Consider the following 16,088-nt stretch of genomic DNA (forward strand, 5'->3'; position numbering starts at 1 on the left):
CCTGCGCTGTTGGCGGCCGCCAGCAATGCCGCGCCGCTCAGGCGCTATGGTTCCGCATAGATGGTCAGCATGAAAGCCGGCGCGGCCACGATGGCGTGCGGGCGCAGGCTTTCGATCAGCAAGTGTCGCGCCGTGTGGACGATGCCGTCGAGCTCTGCCGTGAAGGGCGCCCCGGTGCTCAGCATCAGCTGGTGCGCATAATGGGCGTGGCTGTCCGTGGCGCCCGCTGCGCCATGCAAGATGGCAAAGTCGGGCGCCAGCCATAATGTTCCCTGCCAGCCGTCTTGCTGCAAACGCGACTCCTGTCTGATGGATTGCGGGGCGTGCATGCCGGCGGACGGGGGATGGTTGTCACGGCATCGAATGTTCCCGAAGTACACATTATTGCATTTGCGAAATTTGTGATTTTTTTAATACAATATTCAGCATTGCAAGGGCGCCCGCTGTAACGTACTATCATTCTCATCGACTACCGATGGTAATCGTGCAGCCCGCTGCCAGCCATGCTGCTGGCCGTGTAGCGGTTTGATGTCCATTCTGCTTGTCCGCCTGTCATGCCTACACGCGCGTCTACGTCGTGGTTTGCTCGGTCAGTGTCGCACTGGGTGGGGCCGCGCGTGCTGGCTGCGCTGGTGCTGGCGCTGTGCCTGGGACTGACGTATGGCGCCTGGCGCAATGCCCACGACGCCAGCGAACAGCAGGTGCAGGCCGATTTTGACTTCCGCGTGCGCGAACTGGTGGGCAACATCGTCGTGCGCATGCAGACCTACATCCAGGTGCTGCACGGCGTGCAGGGACTGTATGCCAGTTCGCAGGACGTCACGCGCAGCGAATTCCATGCCTATCTGGCGGTGCAGCAGGTGGACCGGCATTTTCCCGGCATCCACGGCATCGGCTACCTGCCGTTGGTGCCCGGTACCGGGCTGGCGCGGCACGAAGCGAGCGTGCGCGCGGAGGGCTATCCCGGCTATGCCGTGCGTCCGCCGGGCCAGCGCGCCTGGCATGCGCCCATCACTTATCTGGAACCTTTAAACGAAAGCAACTTGCTGGCGCTCGGCTATGACATCTGGTCGGAACCCGTGCGCCGCGCCGCGCTCGAACAGGCGCGCGACACGGGGCAAGCGGCCATGACGGGCAAGATCCAGCTGGTGCAAGATGGCGGCAGCGCCCAGGCGCATGGCTTCCTGATCGTGCTGCCCGTGTATGACAATGGCTTGCCGCATGCCAGCGTGGCGCAGCGCCGCGCCGCCTTGCGCGCCTGGGTGTTTGCGCCGTTCCGCATGGTCGACCTGATGGCGGGCGTGGGCGGCGAGGGCGCGCGCCAGCTGGACCTGGCAATCTATGATGGGGTGCAACAGGCTGAGGCGGCCCTGATGTATGACAGCTTGCCGGACATGCAGGCGGCGGCCGCGTCGGACAGCATGGTGTCGCAGCAGGCGGTCAGCGTCGCCGGCCATGCCTGGACCTTGCGCGTGCGCGCCATGCCGGGCTTCGATGGCGAGCTGCTGGCGCGGCCCCGCCTGGTGGCCTGGACCGGTTTACTGGCCAGCATCGTGCTGGCGCTGGCGGCCTGGCTGCTGGCGGCGGGCCGCGCCCGCGCCCAGGCGGCGCTGGCGCGTTCGAGCCAGCTGACGGATCAGCTGGAGCAGGGCCAGGCCAGCGTGCTGGCGATGGCCGAGGCGGCGCAGCGCAGTCAGGCCATGCTGCGCAGCATCCTCGATTCGACCATCGACGGGATTTTGGTCGACAACATCGCAGGCCGCATCTTCACCTCGAACCGGCGCTTCCGCGACCTGTGGCAAGTGCCCGATGCGCTCGACTGGCAAGCGGACGGCGCGGCACTGGTACGCCATGTGGAAAGCCAGCTGGAGCAGGCGGCGCCTTTCCTGCGAGCACGCGCCCACGCGCCGCACGGCCACCGCGAGCGGCGCGACGTGCTGCACCTGCGCGATGGACGGGTGGTCGAGCAATACGTGCGCAGCATGCAGCTGGGCAACGAACAGGCGCGCTTGTGGACCTTCCGCGACATCAGCGAGCGCAGCCAGATGGAGCGGCGCGAGCACACGCGGCGGCAAGTGCTGGAAATGCTGGCCACGGGCGCGCCGCTGGAGCGGGTGCTGGAAAGCGTGGTGCTGAGCGTGCAAGCCGACCATCCCGCCATGCTGTGCAGCATCTTGTTGCTCGATGAAAATCGCCACCGCCTGGTGCTGGGCGCGGCGCCGAGCTTGCCCGCGTTTTTCAACGTGTCCAGCCATGGCCATGACCTCGATACCCTGCAGGGCGTGCATGGCATCGCCGCGCAAGCGCTGCGCGACGGCCAGCGCGTGATCGTGGGCGACCTGCATGCCGTTGCCGATGTGCAAGAGACGATGGAACTGGCGTGGCGGGCCCAGCTGCAATCGTGCTGGGCCGAGCCCGTACGTGGCGGCTCGGGCAAGTTGCTCGGTGTGCTGATGGCGTATCACCGCCAGCCTACCTTGCCGGGCGCGGCGCATCTGGCGCGGCTGAGCGAGGCGGCGCACCTGGCCGGCATGGCCATCGAACAGGCGCAGGTGGCGCTGGCTCTGCGCGCCGGCGAAGCGCGTTTTCGCAGCCTGTATGACCATGCGCCCGTGGCCCTGTGGGAACAGGACTGGTCGGCCGTGCGCGCCGCGCTCGATGCGCTCGAACAAGCGGGCGTGCGCGACCTGGGCGCCCACTTCCAGGCCCATCCGGACGCGCTGCAGCGGCTGGCGGGGCTGGTGCGCATCATCGATGCGAACGGCGCCGCGCTGGCGCAGGTGCGTGCCAACGAGAGCGACCAGCGGCGCGGCGCGCTGGGCCTGGCGCAGAATTTCGATGCCAGCGCCTTGCCCCGTTTCGGCGATGCGCTGCTGGCGCTGGCCAGTGGTGCGCACCTGTACGAGTGCGAGAGCAGCTTCGTGCGTCTCGATGGCGCGGCGCGGCAAAACGAGCTGAGCTTGCTGGTGATGCCCGGCCATGCCGACAGCCTGGACTTCGTCATGGTGTCCTCGCTCGATATCACCGAGCGCAAGCGCATGAATGCGGAATTGCTGCAGCTGGCCACCACCGATTTTTTGACGGGCTTGCCGAACCGGCGCCACTTCATGGCGGCACTGGAAAACGAGCATGCACGGCTGCAGCGTGAAATGGCCAGTTGCGCCAGCGTGTTGATGCTCGATATCGATCACTTCAAGCGCGTCAACGACGAGTATGGCCACGCCGTGGGCGATACCGTGCTGCGCCACCTGGGCGCGCTGATGTGCCAGGCGCTGCGCAAGGTCGACGTGCCAGGGCGCGTGGGTGGCGAAGAATTCGCCATCTTGCTACCGGGCACCGACCTGGCGGCGGCGGCCGTGTTTGCCGAACGCTTGCGCCGGCGCGTGGCGGAAAGTTCGCTGACCACCGATGGCGGCATCCTGATCACCATCACCGTGAGCATCGGCATGGCCGCCATGGCCGGCACCGATGCCGATTGCGACGCCGTGCTGGCGCGCGCCGACGAGGCGCTGTACCGGGCCAAGCGGGGCGGGCGCAACCGCATCGAACAGAATGATGGCGGCAGCGACGGCGTGCTCAGCAAGTTCATGGCACAGTGATTACAGGCTGTGCTGGTGCGCTTGTGCCTGCTTGTGCTTGCGGCTGACGATCAGCCAGACGATGGCGACGGGAATCAGCAGCGGCAGCAGCACGGGCGTGCTCAGCGCCAGCACCAGTACCACGCACAGTGCCAGCACGGCGATCAGCACCACGCCCACTCCCGCCAGCACCACGCCCGTGACGACGGCGGCGCACACCAGCGCAATGGCGGCGACCAGCAAGCCGCCACCGGCAAACACCAGGCCGAACAGCCATTCCAGCGGACCGTCGACATCGTCGCCGTGGAATTGCATGTGCATGTCGCTGCCGCCGACCTTGTCGAGCAACAGGCAGGCGAGCATGACGATGAGGACGAAGGTGAGTAATTTTTTCATGGTAAGCCTCAGTGTGGGTGGAGGGGGTGTTGCATGATCACACTGTAGGGGCACGCCGGGCTGGCCGCCAGCGGCGTGCGACAGGCCGTCATTTTCACGGTATGGGAGGTCTGTACGGGCAGAGAACACTGATCTGTAACAAGATTTCTTTTCTTGTAATACGCGCAAGCCGTCCTATACTGAATTCCTCAGTCTCGCAAGGAGGGCAACATGCTTTTGTTTGCAGATACCGGGGATCAATCGCTATCCCTTTCCCACCATCGAAGCACGCGCCAGCGTAGCGCCCCGCAGTCCTGCGCCGAACCCGTCGGTGCGCCATCGGCGATACCGCCGATCATCATCAACCCCTTTAATTACCATGCGCCACTGCCAGCCATCGACCCACGCTGGGTACCGCCCGGTCCGCCGCTGACCTGGCCTAACCGGCCTGCCATGTCCATGTGCTGATGGCACTGACGGACGGCAGCCGTCTGGCCTGGCCGTGAAAAAGCCCGCATCGCGGGCTTTTGCCAGTACCTGCCCGCGTCAGGAAGATTTGCGGCGCAGCATGAAACCCAGCATGCCCAGGCCGGCCAGCAGCATGGCATAGGTTTCCGGCTCCGGCACGGCGGTGATGAAGGCGTGGTTATCCGTCTCGAAGGCATTCTGCGTGGAGTGGAAGGCAACCGACGTGATCTTGCTGCCAACGCCGGCGAAGGCATTCACGTACAGGCCCACGGACTGATTGCCGTTGGCGGCATCGCCGGCCAGCGTTGCCAGTTGCAGGCCCGTCAGCGTGGTCGAGCTGTGGTCGGCAAAGGTGTAGGTCACGCTGTTGTACGAGTCCGGCGAACCCATGTAGAAGCCGAAATAGCTCAAGCCGCTACTGAAGTTGGCGGTCACGGGCGAGTGCTGGTCGGAAGACGTGCCTGCCGACAAATACTTGCTCATATCGCCGGGAGGCGCGGCATGGTTGCTGTTCGTGCCGGTGAACAGCGCGCCGTCGATGTAGTTGGCGGGCAGGATGCCGCTGTTGAAATCGATCGTGGTGGCGCCTGCAACGGATGTCACCAGCCCTTGACCGGCCAGGGCTGTGCCGCCAGCCGTAAATGTGGGGACGGCGCTGGCGCTGCCGGCGGCGGCAGCGAGCGTCGCGCATGCCAGTATGGACAAGATTTTCATGTTTATTCCCTCAAAGATTTATAGGTGTGCGCAGCTGTTTTGATCAGGACAGGCAGAAGTGCTTGGCGTGGCGATGCAAGGCGGCGTGCGGGGACGAGGGACGTCGCATGATGAAAGAATTTCTTGAGGCCAAGCATTACTAAATGCAATATTTGAAATATAAAAAACATAATTCAGATTGCAAAATAATAATAGTCTGACTTGAGCAATATCAAAGCTCGATTGCTAGAATAAAGCTACTACATTGATAGCTTGCCTTATTGCTGAGATCGACTATGGCGGGCCGCGCCTTACCTTGCGGCAAGGCGGCACGGGTGGGCGTTTTCGACTATCATGCTAGCCCCGACCCTCCATCACGAGCACCGCCATGAGTACCGATTTCCCCGACTTTTCCGACGACGCAGCCGAGCAGGACAATGACGCCCCGATCCAGGAGCCGCGCCTGTGGGTCGGCAATGGCTGGACGGCGAGGGTGATCAAGAATGAGGAAGATGAAGGCTGGGCCGTAGCCATGATCAAGGATGGCGAGCCGGAGCCGGCGCTGGTGGGGCCGTGGACCATGGGCCGCGACAAGAAAAACCCGAAGCCGCTCGACGTCAACGCGTTCAATACCCTGGTCAAGACGGCCTCGGAAGTGCTGCGCCGCCACGAGCAGCAGCTGCATGCGCAATTGCACAAGTACCTGTTCGTCGCCACCGACGAGGGACAAATCAAGGTGATGTTCGACATCGTGCCCGACGAAGAGCACCCATATGCGGAACTGAGCGCCTACGACGCGGACGGCGAACAGATCGCCAAGGTGCGCACCTCGGCCGCGTTCAAGTTCAACGCTACCGCAGCGGCGAACTGGATCGAGGGCGGCTACCGCCGGCCGGGTTAAGCCGATTGCGGTAGCGCTTCTCTCTATTTACTCAGCTGTACCGCCGCGCCTTCGGGCGCGGTGTGCATTTCCACCTCGTCTTCCTTGCGGTACGCCAGCCGGTACAGCAGCGGCAGCACCAGCAGGGTCAAGGCCGTCGACGACAGGATTCCGCCGATCACCACGGTGGCCAGCGGGCGCTGCACTTCGGCGCCCGTGCCCGTGGCAATGGCCATCGGCACGAAACCCAAGGATGCCACCAGCGCCGTCATCAAGACGGGCCGCAGGCGTGTGATTGCCCCCTCGCGTATCGCCTCCTGCAAGGGCATGCCCTGTTCGCGCAGCTGGCGGATGTAGGCGATCATCACCAGGCCATTGAGCACGGCCACGCCGGACAGGGCGATGAAGCCGACCGCCGCCGAGATCGACATGGGAATGTCGCGCAGCCACAGAGCGACGATGCCACCCGTCAAGGCGAACGGGATGCCGCTGAACACGAGCAAGCCATCTTTCACGTTGCCGAACATGGCGAACAGCAACACAAACACGAGCGCGAGCGCCACGGGCACCACCAGTTCCAGGCGTTTCGTGGCCGACTGCAATTGCTCGAACTGGCCGCCCCAGCTGGTCCAGTAGCCGGCCGGAATGCTGACCTGTGCTTGCAACTGCTGCGTTGCTTCCGCAACAAACGAGCCGATATCGCGTCCGCGCACGTTGGCGCTGACGACGATGCGGCGCTTGCCGTCTTCGCGGCTGATCTGGTTCGGCCCCGGCGCCACTTGCAGGCTGGCCACTTCACCGAGCGGGATGAAGCGCGCGCGGCCTTCCGCCGCCGCCCCCAGGGGCAGGGCGATGGGCAGGCGTTTCAGCTGCTCCAGGTCGCTGCGCAGGCTGTCGGGCAGGCGCACGACGATGTCGAAGCGGCGGTCGCCCTGGAACAGGGTGCCCGCCTCTTGCCCGCCGATGGCCGTGGCGATCGCCGCCTGCACGTCGGCAATGTTCAGGCCGTAGCGGGCCGTCTGCTCGCGGTCGATCTGCACCGTCAGCATGGGCAGCCCCGTCGTCTGCTCGACCTTCACTTCCGTCGCACCCGGTATCTTGCCCAGCACACCGGCGATCTTCGCCGCCGTGCTGTCGAGGACAAGCATGTCATCGCCGAACAGTTTCACGGCCACGTCGCTGCGCACGCCGGAAATCAGTTCATTGAAGCGCAGCTGGATCGGTTGCGAAAACTCGTAGTTGTTGCCTGGCAAGCTGGTGGCCGTCGCTTCGATTTCCGCCAGCAATTGCTCGCGCGACTTTTTCGGTTCCGGCCATTCGTCGCGGGGTTTCAGCATGATGTAGCCGTCGGAAATATTCGGCGGCATGGGGTCCGAGGCGATTTCGGCCGTTCCCGTGCGGGCGAACACGCGCGCGATTTCCTTGTGGTTACTCATCAGCTTGCTTTCCAGCTGCTGCTGCATGGCCAGCGATTGCGTGAGGCTGGTGCCGGGGATGCGCAGGGCCTGGATGGCGATGTCGCCCTCGTTCAGGCTGGGCACGAATTCGCTGCCCATGCGCGTGGCCAGCAAGCCGGACAGCACGACGGCCACGGCCGCACCCGTCAATACGACGGGCGTGTTGCGCATCACCTTGTCCAGCAGCGGCGCATACCAGCGCTTGGCGGCGCGCATGATGGCGTTTTCCTTCTCCGCGACCTTGTCACCGATAAACAGCGCCACGGCGGCGGGAATGAAAGTAATCGACAGCAGCATGGCGCCCAGCAAGGCGATGACGACCGTCAGGGCCATCGGCGTAAACATGCGGCCTTCCACGCCCGTCAGCGCGAAGATGGGCAGGTACACGACCATGATGATCAGCTGGCCATACAGCAGGGGACGGCGCGCTTCTTGCGATGCCGCAAACACTTCATGAAAACGCTCCTGCAAGGTCAAGGATCGCCCGAGTTTCTGCTGCGCATGGGCCAGGCGGCGCACGCAGTTTTCCACGATCACCACGGCGCCATCGATGATGATGCCGAAATCGAGCGCGCCCAGGCTCATCAGGTTGGCGCTCACATGGTATTGCACCATGCCCGTAAACGTGAACAGCATGGCCAGCGGAATCACCATGGCCGTGATGACGGCCGCGCGGATATTGCCGAGGAACAGGAACAGGATGGCGATCACCAGCACGGCGCCTTCGAGCAGGTTTTTCTTCACCGTATTGATGGCCTTGTCGACCAGCACCGTGCGGTCATACACGGTGACGGCGTGCACGCCTTTGGGCAGGCTGCGGTTGATCTCGATCATCTTTTTGTCGACCGCTTGCGAGACGGCGCGGCTGTTTTGCCCGATCAGCATGAAGACCGTGCCGAGCACCACTTCGCGGCCGTTTTCCGTCGCCGCGCCCGTGCGTAGCTCGCGCCCCAGCACCACGTCGGCCACGTCGCGGATGCGGATCGCCACGCCCTGCACATTGGCGACGACGATGTTGGCGAGGTCGTCTTTCGACGCCACCTGGCCCGGCGCGCGGATCAGCAGTTGCTCGCCCTGCCGTTCGATATAGCCGGCGCCCACGTTGCTGTTGTTGCGTTCGAGCGCCGTCACCACGTCTTGCAGGCTGATGCCGTAGGCGGCCAGTTTTTCCGGGTAGGGCGCCACCTGGTATTGCTTGGCGTAGCCGCCGATGGCATTGATTTCCGTCACGCCCGTGACATTGCGCAACTGCGGCTTGATGATCCAGTCCTGGATTTCGCGCAAGTCCGTCGGCGTGTACGGCGTGCCATCGGGCTTTTTCGCGCCCTCCTGCGTTTCCACCGTCCACAGGTAGATTTCGCCGAGGCCCGTGGAAACGGGGCCCATCTTCGGCGTGATGCCGGCTGGCAGACTTTCCTTGGCTTCCTGCAAGCGTTCGTTGATCATCTGGCGGGCAAAATAGATGTCCGTGCCATCCTTGAAGATCACCGTCACTTGCGACAGGCCGTAGCGCGACAGCGAGCGCGTCTGTTCCAGATTCGGCAAGCCGGCCATGGCCGTCTCGATGGGGAATGTCACGCGCTGTTCGGTTTCCAGCGGCGAATAGCCGGCGGACTGGGTATTGATTTGCACCTGCACATTGGTGATGTCGGGCACGGCGTCGATGGGCAGCTTTTGATAGCTGTAGATGCCCAGGCCAGCCATGGCGGCGACGGCCAGCATCACCAGCCAGCGCTGGTCGATGGCGAAGCGGATCAAGCGTTCAAACATGATGGTTTCCTTAGCTTTGACGTGATCAATGTTCGTGGCCGGCGGAATCCTTGCCCAGCTCGGATTTCAGGACGAAGCTGCCTTGCGCCGCGTACGGCGTGCCGGCGGCCAGCCCCTGCTTGATGTGCGTCAAGGTGCCATCGCTGCGCCCCGGCACCACGGGCGTGGCCTGGTAGCCATCTTTCACCTGCACGAAGACGACGGGCTTGTCTTCCACCGTCTGGATGGCCGTGCTCTGCACGGTGACGGGCGCGTCCGCTTCGCCGGACACCACTTCCACCGTGACGAACAGGCCCGGACGCCACGCCATGTCGGGGTTCAACAAGCTGATGCGTGCCTTCGCCGTGCGCGTCTGCTCGCCCAGCAGCGCGCCCACGTAGGTGATCGTGCCTTGCGCGCTGGCATCGAAAGCGGACGCTTTCACCTCCGCCTTGCCTCCCATGCGCACGGTGGCCAGGTCTTTCGCCGGCACGGCGATTTCCGCCCACACGGTCGACAGGTCGGAAATGACGAAGATGTTCGCGTCTTCCTTGACGGCCTCGCCCAGGGTGATGTGTTTTTCCAGCACCATGCCGTCGAATGGCGCGCGGATCTCGTAGCGGTTCAGCGGACCCTTGGCAGCGCCACTGGCGCCCAGCGCGCTGAGCTTTTGCTGCGCGTTCTGCACGGCGATTTCCGCTTCGCGCCACGCTTGCTGCGCCTGCAGATAATCCTGTTCGGCCGAAATTTTCTCGCGCCACAGTTTTTCCTCGCGCTCATACGTGGAACGGGCCAGCGACAGCCGCCGCTGCGCCGACAGCAGCGCGCTGCGCTGTTCCGACAGTTCCGTGCTGGCGATGACGGCCAGCACTTGCCCCTTTTTGACCAGCTGGCCCAGGTCGGCCTGCACGGCTTCCACCACGCCGGCCAGACGTGGCACGACGTGGGCGGTGCGGTCTTCATTGAAACGGATTTCGCCAGGCAGGGCGACGGTGGTCTTGATGCGCCCGGGCGCGGCCGTGGCGATGACGACGCCGGCGGTCTTGCTTTGCGCGGCGCTCAGCTCCAGCCGGCCTTCCACTTCTTCGTGGCCGTGTTCGTCTTTCTTTTCAGCATGGGCTTCCGCCTTGACGGCAGGCGCTGGCGGGGTGCTGGACTTGCCCGTGCCGAGGATGAGGGCAGCCAGCACGATGCCGGCGGCCACGATGGCCGCGATGGCGATCGTTTGTTTTTTGTCGAGTGTGATGTTCATTATCGGGTCTTCCTTACAGGGGAGCGGGGGCGCCAAGCAGGCGCTCGATCTCGGCGGCGGCGTGCTGCGCTTCGGTCAGCGCGCGCAGGTATTGGTTTTTGGCTTGCAGCAAGGTGCGCTGGGCATCGAGCACGTCGAGGAAGGCGAACTTGCCGAACTCAAAGCCCTTGCTGGCCGCGTCGTAGGCGCTCTGGGCGCCAGGCAAGATGTCCTGGCGCAAGCTTTCCACGTCGAGCCGGGCCGTGGCCAGCCGTTCGCTGGCGGCGGCGACCTTCGTTTGCACATCGATGCGGGCGGCGGCCAGCTCGTCGTTGGCCTTGTCGCTGCGGCGCAAGGCATCGAGTTTGTTGCCCGCGTTGCGGTCGAACAAAGGCAGCGGCAAGGCCAGGCCGATGATGGCCTGGTTGCGGCCCAGCTCTTCCGAGCGCTTCATGCCGATGCTCAGCGTGACGTCGGGCGTGGCGCGCCGCTGTTCCACGTCCAGCATGGCTTGCCGCTGGGCCAGCGCGCGGTGCGCCTGGCGCACGGCCGGGGCTTGCCCCAGGCACGCCTCCAGTTCGCTGGCCGGGGGCAGCACGGGCAGGGTTTCCAGGCGACCTTCCGCCAGGGTAAAACGGGGCGTGGCATTGCCCCACAGGGCGGCCAGGCGCTGGCGCGCGCTGGCCAGCGTGCTGCGGGCCAGGTTCAGCTCCAGCCGCACGCTCGCTTCGGCGACACGGGCGCGGGTTTCCTCGACAGGGGACGCCTTGCCGGCCGTCACCCGGCGCGCCGTGATGTCGCTGGCGCGCGCGGCCAGGGCTTGCGCGCTGTCGGCCAGGCGCAAGCCTTCCTGCGCCGCCAGCACGTCGACAAAGGCGGACGTGACGGCCGCGCGCGTGTCGGCTTGCTGCAGGGAAAGGCCCGCTTGCGCCAGGTCTTCGCCGCGCTGGGCGACGGCGGCGCGCGCTCCCCGCTTGCCGCCCAGTTCGATCAGCTGATTGAGCTGCACGGTGGTGCTGCGCGTGGCGCGCCGCGTGTCTTCCAGCACCGTTTGCAGTTCCGGATTGGGCAGGGCGCGCGCCTGCTGCAGGGCGCCCGCTTGCGCCGCCAGTTCGTGGCGGGCGGCCGACAGGGTGGCGTTGCCGCCTTCGGCGAGCAGCAGCGCGGCGGGCAGGGTCAGGGGGGAGGCGGCTTCCACGCCAGATTGTGCGTGGGCAAAGTTGCCGGCCAGCAGGCCAGCGGATAGTAACAAGATGAATCGGTGCATCGAATTCTCCAAAAACATGGAAAAGAATTCGACGGGACGCGCAGGCTGGCGCCTGAGTTAGTCAGGCGCGCATATGGCGATAAGCGATTGAAACGTCCCGTCGGCCTAGATGGCCGACGACCAGTCAGGGCGCTTGGGAACGTCCGGGATGTGGGAAGCGTAAAAGAAGGGGGAAGTGTCTGCGTTGACGGACGCCATGTCGCCGATGGGCAGGCTGGAGCCGGCCGGCAGCCACGCATGGCCGATGCCATGGCAGACGTTGCAGTCGCTGTGCGGCTGGCCTTTGGATTGCTTGTCAGCCTTGTCGGCTACGGGTTTCTTGTCCGCATCCGCCTTGTGCTGATGGCTGTGGTGGCCCAGGTGCTGCGCCGCCTTGCCTTCCTCGTGCAGGCAATACGCGCTCGCCGCGGCCCAGGACATCTGGAGCGGAAGCACGAACAGCAGCAAAATGAGGAAGAATTTACGCATGGTGACGGCTATTGTACAGAAAGGCGGGCGGCCGTGCCCGGCTTAGCGCGGCTGGGCGCGCCACGCCTTCAACTGCGCGGCGATGGCCTTGCCCTGGAATAGCTGTGGCTCGGAATGCTCTTCCGCTTCCATGCCGCCTTCGCGGAAGTCGGCCGCCTCGCGCGCCCGCACCAGCCCCCTGGCCTGGTCAAAGGCTTCGGCAAAGCCGGCGCTTTTGGGTAGCGCTTCCTTGAAATACGCTTCGCTGAAATACGTAAAATCGTTCTGGTCGTCGCAGCCGAACGAGGTGCGGTCGCTGCGCGCGGCCGTGATGATGAGGGTGTTGTCATCTTTTAATGGCGCTATGAAGCCGCCCGCATAGCAGGCCGAGATGACGATGACTTTCCAGCGGATGCCGCTGTGCTTGAGCATGGACGCCAGCTCTTGCGCGGGCAGGCTGTGCAGGTCCATGCCATTTTGCGCCAGCGCCAGTTCGTGCTCGGGCGAACCGTGGCTGGTGAGGAATAAAAACAGGATGTCGTTCTGCTTGTCCATCTTCGCGCCCAGCGCGTCGAGGCTGGCGGCGATGCTGGTGCGCGTGGCCATCGGCTGCTGCGCCACCGTGTTGCGGCTGTTGACGAGCATCAAGGAACGGCCCACGGTACCGTAATCGCGGTCGAACTGGCGCTGCACGAAGGCTGTTTCGCGGTGAAACACTTCTTGCGCGCCATCACCAGCCACGCCCAGCAAATACAGATTGATCTTTTTCGCCGCATCGCGCGGTGCGATGCGGGCCAGGGCACCGTCGAGCAGGCTGCGCTGGTGGTACAGGGCCAGCTCGATATTGTCGCGCGTGAGCTTATCCAAGGCCGGGTCGTCCAGCTGGCCTTCCGTCCAGTTGCCGCTGTCTTCGCGCCGGCCGTCCGCCTGCGCCACGGCGTAGCGCAGCACGCCCTTGCCGTCGAACTGGCCATTCTTGAAGCCGCCCCGGTATTCGTCGCCGTCGGCCGTGCGCAGCACGCCTGTACCCTCGAATTTCCAGTCTTTCAGCTCGCCTTCGTAGTGGATGCCGTCGCTGGTGCTGACTTTCGCCTTGCCCTGCACCTGACCCTGGACGAAGTCGCCTTCGAAGACGGTACCGTCCGTGTCGGTCAGCTTGCCGGCGCCATGCGGGCGCCAGTGCTGAAATTGGCCTTCGAAGGTGGCGCCGTCGGCGCCCTGGAAGCGGCCTTGTCCCTCGAAGCTGCCCTTGACGAAGCTGCCCGCATAGATCTCGCCCTTGGGCGAGGTGTAGCGGCCGATGCCGTCGAAGGCGCCCTGGCGGAAGGCGCCCGTGTACTCGACGCCGGACGCCTGGCGCAGCGTGCCCTGGCCGGAAAACACGCCGCGCGCGAAGCCCCCTGCGTAAAACGCGCCGCTCGCGTACTCGAGCCGGCCCTGGCCATGCATCTTGCCCGCGACGAGGGGACCGAAATAGCGTCCGCCATCGGCCGTCTCCGCCGCCGGCGCCTTGGTGGGCGCGGCGCACAGCGGCGGCATGCCCAGCGCGGCAAAGACCAGCAGGCCGGCGAGGGTGTAGGGACGAAGCGAGGCGCGTAGCGTGGCGGTCATGAGGACGGTCTGGTCTGTAGGAAGGGGCCTAGTCTGCCACTGTATCGCCAAGGTGGCAAATGCCGGCGTGGCGTGTGTTGCGCTGCCTCACGGCAAGATTGTGCGTTTTATGCCGTGCCAAGGCTGGGCTGAACTGATAATATTGATTTTCAGAACATATCGACACAAGGCACACAGTTACCCATGGAAAGCCGTCTCAGCCGTCTGGAAGCCGTTCAAACCGTGTTGCTGGAAATCGGGCAGCGTTCGAGCACCTGCAGCGATATCAGCGAATTCCTGCAGGCGGTGCATGCGGCGCTGGGCCGCATCATGTATGCGGCGAACTTTTATGTGGCGCTCAGCGACCGCGATGACGGCCTGGTGCGCTTTCCCTATTTTGTCGATGAATTCGACGCCGCGCCCGACCCGGACGAGGGCGTGCGCCTGGCCAGTGCCGCGCAGTCGCCCACGGCGTGGGTCATCGTCAACCGCAAGCAGCTGGTGATGACGGCCGACGACGACGCCATGCGCGCCATCGGTGGCGGCGCCTGGGGCGGCGGCACGGCGGCCGAGCACTGGATCGGCTGTCCGCTGCTGGACCAGCAGCATCAGGTGCTGGGCGCCATCGTCATCCAGAGCTACGACGCGCAGCACCACTTCAGCCTGGAAGACCAGGCCCTGTTCGCGCTGATCGCCACGCACGTGTCGAGCGCCCTGCAAGGCATGCAAAGCATGGATCGGCTGGAAAAGGCGGTGCAGGAGCGCACGGCCCTGCTGGCGCACGAGGTAGCCGAGCGGCGCCGCGCGGAAAACCTGCAGCATGCGCTGTATGAAATCGCCAACCTGTCGGCGCAGGCGGCCGACGCGACGACCCTGTATGCGCGCCTGCATGCCATCATCAGCGAGCTGGTGACGGCGAAGAATTTCCTGATCGCCCTGTACCATCCCGACAACAAGGACATCACGATCCCGTATTTCGTCGATGAAAAGGATGCGCAGGCGCCCGTGAAACGCTTCCATTACGGCATCGGCATGAGTTCCTACGTGCTGGCGCGCCGGCAAGCGTGTTTGCTCGATGCCAGCAGCTATGCGGCGCTGGTGGCCAGCGGCGAGATGGACGAGCCGCTCGGCAATGTGGGCATCGCCAGCTGGATGGGCGCGCCCATGCTGCTGGGCGAGCGCAAATATGGCGTGATCATCGTGCAAAGCTACGACGAATCCGTCGTGTATGGCCAGGCGGAACTGGACGTGCTGGCCTTCATGGCCAGCCATGTGGCCGTGGCGATGGCCCGCATCCAGGCCGACAGCGCCATGCGCCAGGCCAAGGAAACGCTGGAAGAACAGAACGCGGCCCTGAACAGCGCCCTGAGCGCCTTGCAGGAAGCGCAGTCGGAACTGGTGCGCCAGGAAAAGCTCGCCTCGCTGGGCCGCCTGGTCGCTGGCGTGGCGCATGAAATCAATACGCCGCTGGGCATATGCGTGACGGCCACCAGCCACCTGGTGCAGGAATTGAAACTCACGCGCGAAGACCTGGACGGCGGCCAGCTCGATGAAGACGGCTTGCGGCAATTTTTCGACATCATCGACCAGACCCTGCGCATCATGACGACGAACACCCAGCGCGCCGCGGCGCTGGTGCGCAGCTTCAAACAGGTGGCCGTGGACCAGTCCTCGGACGAATTACGCAGCTTTAATTTGCGCAAATATCTCGATGAAATATTGCTTTCCTTGCAGCCGAAGCTGAAGGGCAAACCGATCAAGGTGGAGATCGATTGCGCGCCCGAGGTGCAGCTGCGCAGCTATCCTGGCGCCGTCTCGCAGATCGTCACGAACATGGTGGTCAATTCACTGGTGCACGGCTTTGTCGAAGGCGAACCGGGCAAGATCAAGATCAGCGTGCGCACGGCCGGCGAGATGCTGGAACTCGACTACAGCGACGATGGCATGGGCATGGACAGCGCCACCCTGGGCCAGCTGTTCGATCCCTTCTTCACGACCAAGCGCGGCTCGGGCGGCAGCGGCCTGGGTGCGCATATTCTGTATAACCTGGTGACGGGGCCGCTGGGCGGCACGGTGAAGGTGGTTAGCGCGCCGGGGATGGGGTTGCACTACAAGATACGCTTCCCATTGGAGCCGAAGAGCGCTTGAAAACCTGAAAACGGCGGGCCGGATTGGCCCGGAGAGCCCAAGTTGGGGTCTTGGGCCGCAGCGTGGTTTGCTGGTGTGCGTATCGCGTAGATACTGTTATCCCCGTCAAGCGGCGTGCAAGGCCGGATCAAATATTTTCCCCGACCTGAGCACGCCGAATGCCACGTGCACCAGCTTGCGCATCATGGCACCAATGATCAGTTTG

Annotated in this window: 11 protein-coding genes and 1 pseudogene; 3 read left to right on the forward strand and 9 right to left on the reverse strand. The window is 64.5% G+C overall.

The annotated features are described in order from the left end of the window. Nucleotides 1-44: 44 nt before the first annotated feature. On the reverse strand, nucleotides 45-293 hold the full coding sequence (locus ACP7DW_RS11725) for a hypothetical protein (protein WP_426054869.1): 249 nt from the start codon (nucleotides 291-293) through the stop codon (nucleotides 45-47). A 324-nt stretch (nucleotides 294-617) separates the two neighbouring features. Between ACP7DW_RS11725 and ACP7DW_RS11730 the strand changes: the two genes are divergently transcribed. Further along, nucleotides 618-3,599, forward strand: a complete 2,982-nt coding sequence (locus ACP7DW_RS11730) for a sensor domain-containing diguanylate cyclase (protein WP_426085208.1) — start codon at nucleotides 618-620, stop codon at nucleotides 3,597-3,599. Here the strand turns inward: ACP7DW_RS11730 and ACP7DW_RS11735 are convergent, their stop codons facing one another. Continuing rightward, the gene (locus ACP7DW_RS11735) at nucleotides 3,600-3,974 is read right to left on the reverse strand and encodes a hypothetical protein (protein WP_426054867.1); all 375 of its coding nucleotides are present in this window, start codon (nucleotides 3,972-3,974) and stop codon (nucleotides 3,600-3,602) included. Nucleotides 3,975-4,499: 525 nt separating this feature from the next. Continuing rightward, the gene (locus ACP7DW_RS11740; RefSeq protein WP_426054866.1) at nucleotides 4,500-5,135 is read right to left on the reverse strand and encodes a PEP-CTERM sorting domain-containing protein; all 636 of its coding nucleotides are present in this window, start codon (nucleotides 5,133-5,135) and stop codon (nucleotides 4,500-4,502) included. 367 nt (nucleotides 5,136-5,502) lie between these two features. On the opposite strand from ACP7DW_RS11740, the gene ACP7DW_RS11745 reads away from it, so the two are divergent. After that, nucleotides 5,503-6,015 (forward strand): hypothetical protein, encoded by a 513-nt coding sequence (locus ACP7DW_RS11745; RefSeq protein WP_426054865.1) that lies wholly within the window; start codon nucleotides 5,503-5,505, stop codon nucleotides 6,013-6,015. A gap of 23 nt (nucleotides 6,016-6,038) precedes the next feature. Here the strand turns inward: ACP7DW_RS11745 and ACP7DW_RS11750 are convergent, their stop codons facing one another. The 5 genes from ACP7DW_RS11750 to ACP7DW_RS11770 form a co-directional block, all read right to left on the reverse strand. Beyond that, entirely contained in the window at nucleotides 6,039-9,221 is a 3,183-nt protein-coding gene (locus ACP7DW_RS11750) for an efflux RND transporter permease subunit (RefSeq protein ID WP_426054864.1), read from the reverse strand. A gap of 25 nt (nucleotides 9,222-9,246) precedes the next feature. Beyond that, complete coding sequence (locus tag ACP7DW_RS11755; RefSeq protein ID WP_426054863.1) at nucleotides 9,247-10,452, reverse strand: efflux RND transporter periplasmic adaptor subunit; 1,206 nt, start codon at nucleotides 10,450-10,452, stop codon at nucleotides 9,247-9,249. Nucleotides 10,453-10,465: 13 nt separating this feature from the next. Beyond that, the gene (locus ACP7DW_RS11760) at nucleotides 10,466-11,698 is read right to left on the reverse strand and encodes a TolC family protein (protein ID WP_426054862.1); all 1,233 of its coding nucleotides are present in this window, start codon (nucleotides 11,696-11,698) and stop codon (nucleotides 10,466-10,468) included. Nucleotides 11,699-11,803: 105 nt separating this feature from the next. After that, on the reverse strand, nucleotides 11,804-12,166 hold the full coding sequence (czcI, locus tag ACP7DW_RS11765; protein WP_426054861.1) for a cation efflux protein, CzcI family: 363 nt from the start codon (nucleotides 12,164-12,166) through the stop codon (nucleotides 11,804-11,806). Between the two features lie 42 nt (nucleotides 12,167-12,208). Next, nucleotides 12,209-13,756: a C13 family peptidase gene (locus tag ACP7DW_RS11770; RefSeq protein WP_426054860.1), complete on the reverse strand. Its 1,548-nt coding sequence runs from the start codon at nucleotides 13,754-13,756 to the stop codon at nucleotides 12,209-12,211. 183 nt (nucleotides 13,757-13,939) lie between these two features. On the opposite strand from ACP7DW_RS11770, the gene ACP7DW_RS11775 reads away from it, so the two are divergent. After that, nucleotides 13,940-15,883 (forward strand): GAF domain-containing protein, encoded by a 1,944-nt coding sequence (locus ACP7DW_RS11775; RefSeq protein ID WP_426054859.1) that lies wholly within the window; start codon nucleotides 13,940-13,942, stop codon nucleotides 15,881-15,883. A gap of 105 nt (nucleotides 15,884-15,988) precedes the next feature. On the opposite strand, the pseudogene ACP7DW_RS11780 reads toward ACP7DW_RS11775, so the two are convergent. Next, nucleotides 15,989-16,088, reverse strand: a pseudogene (locus ACP7DW_RS11780) (IS110 family transposase); the annotation flags it as partial.

Source organism: Janthinobacterium sp. PSRC1-1, assembly GCF_049897525.1.
GTDB lineage: Bacteria > Pseudomonadota > Gammaproteobacteria > Burkholderiales > Burkholderiaceae_D > Janthinobacterium > Janthinobacterium tructae.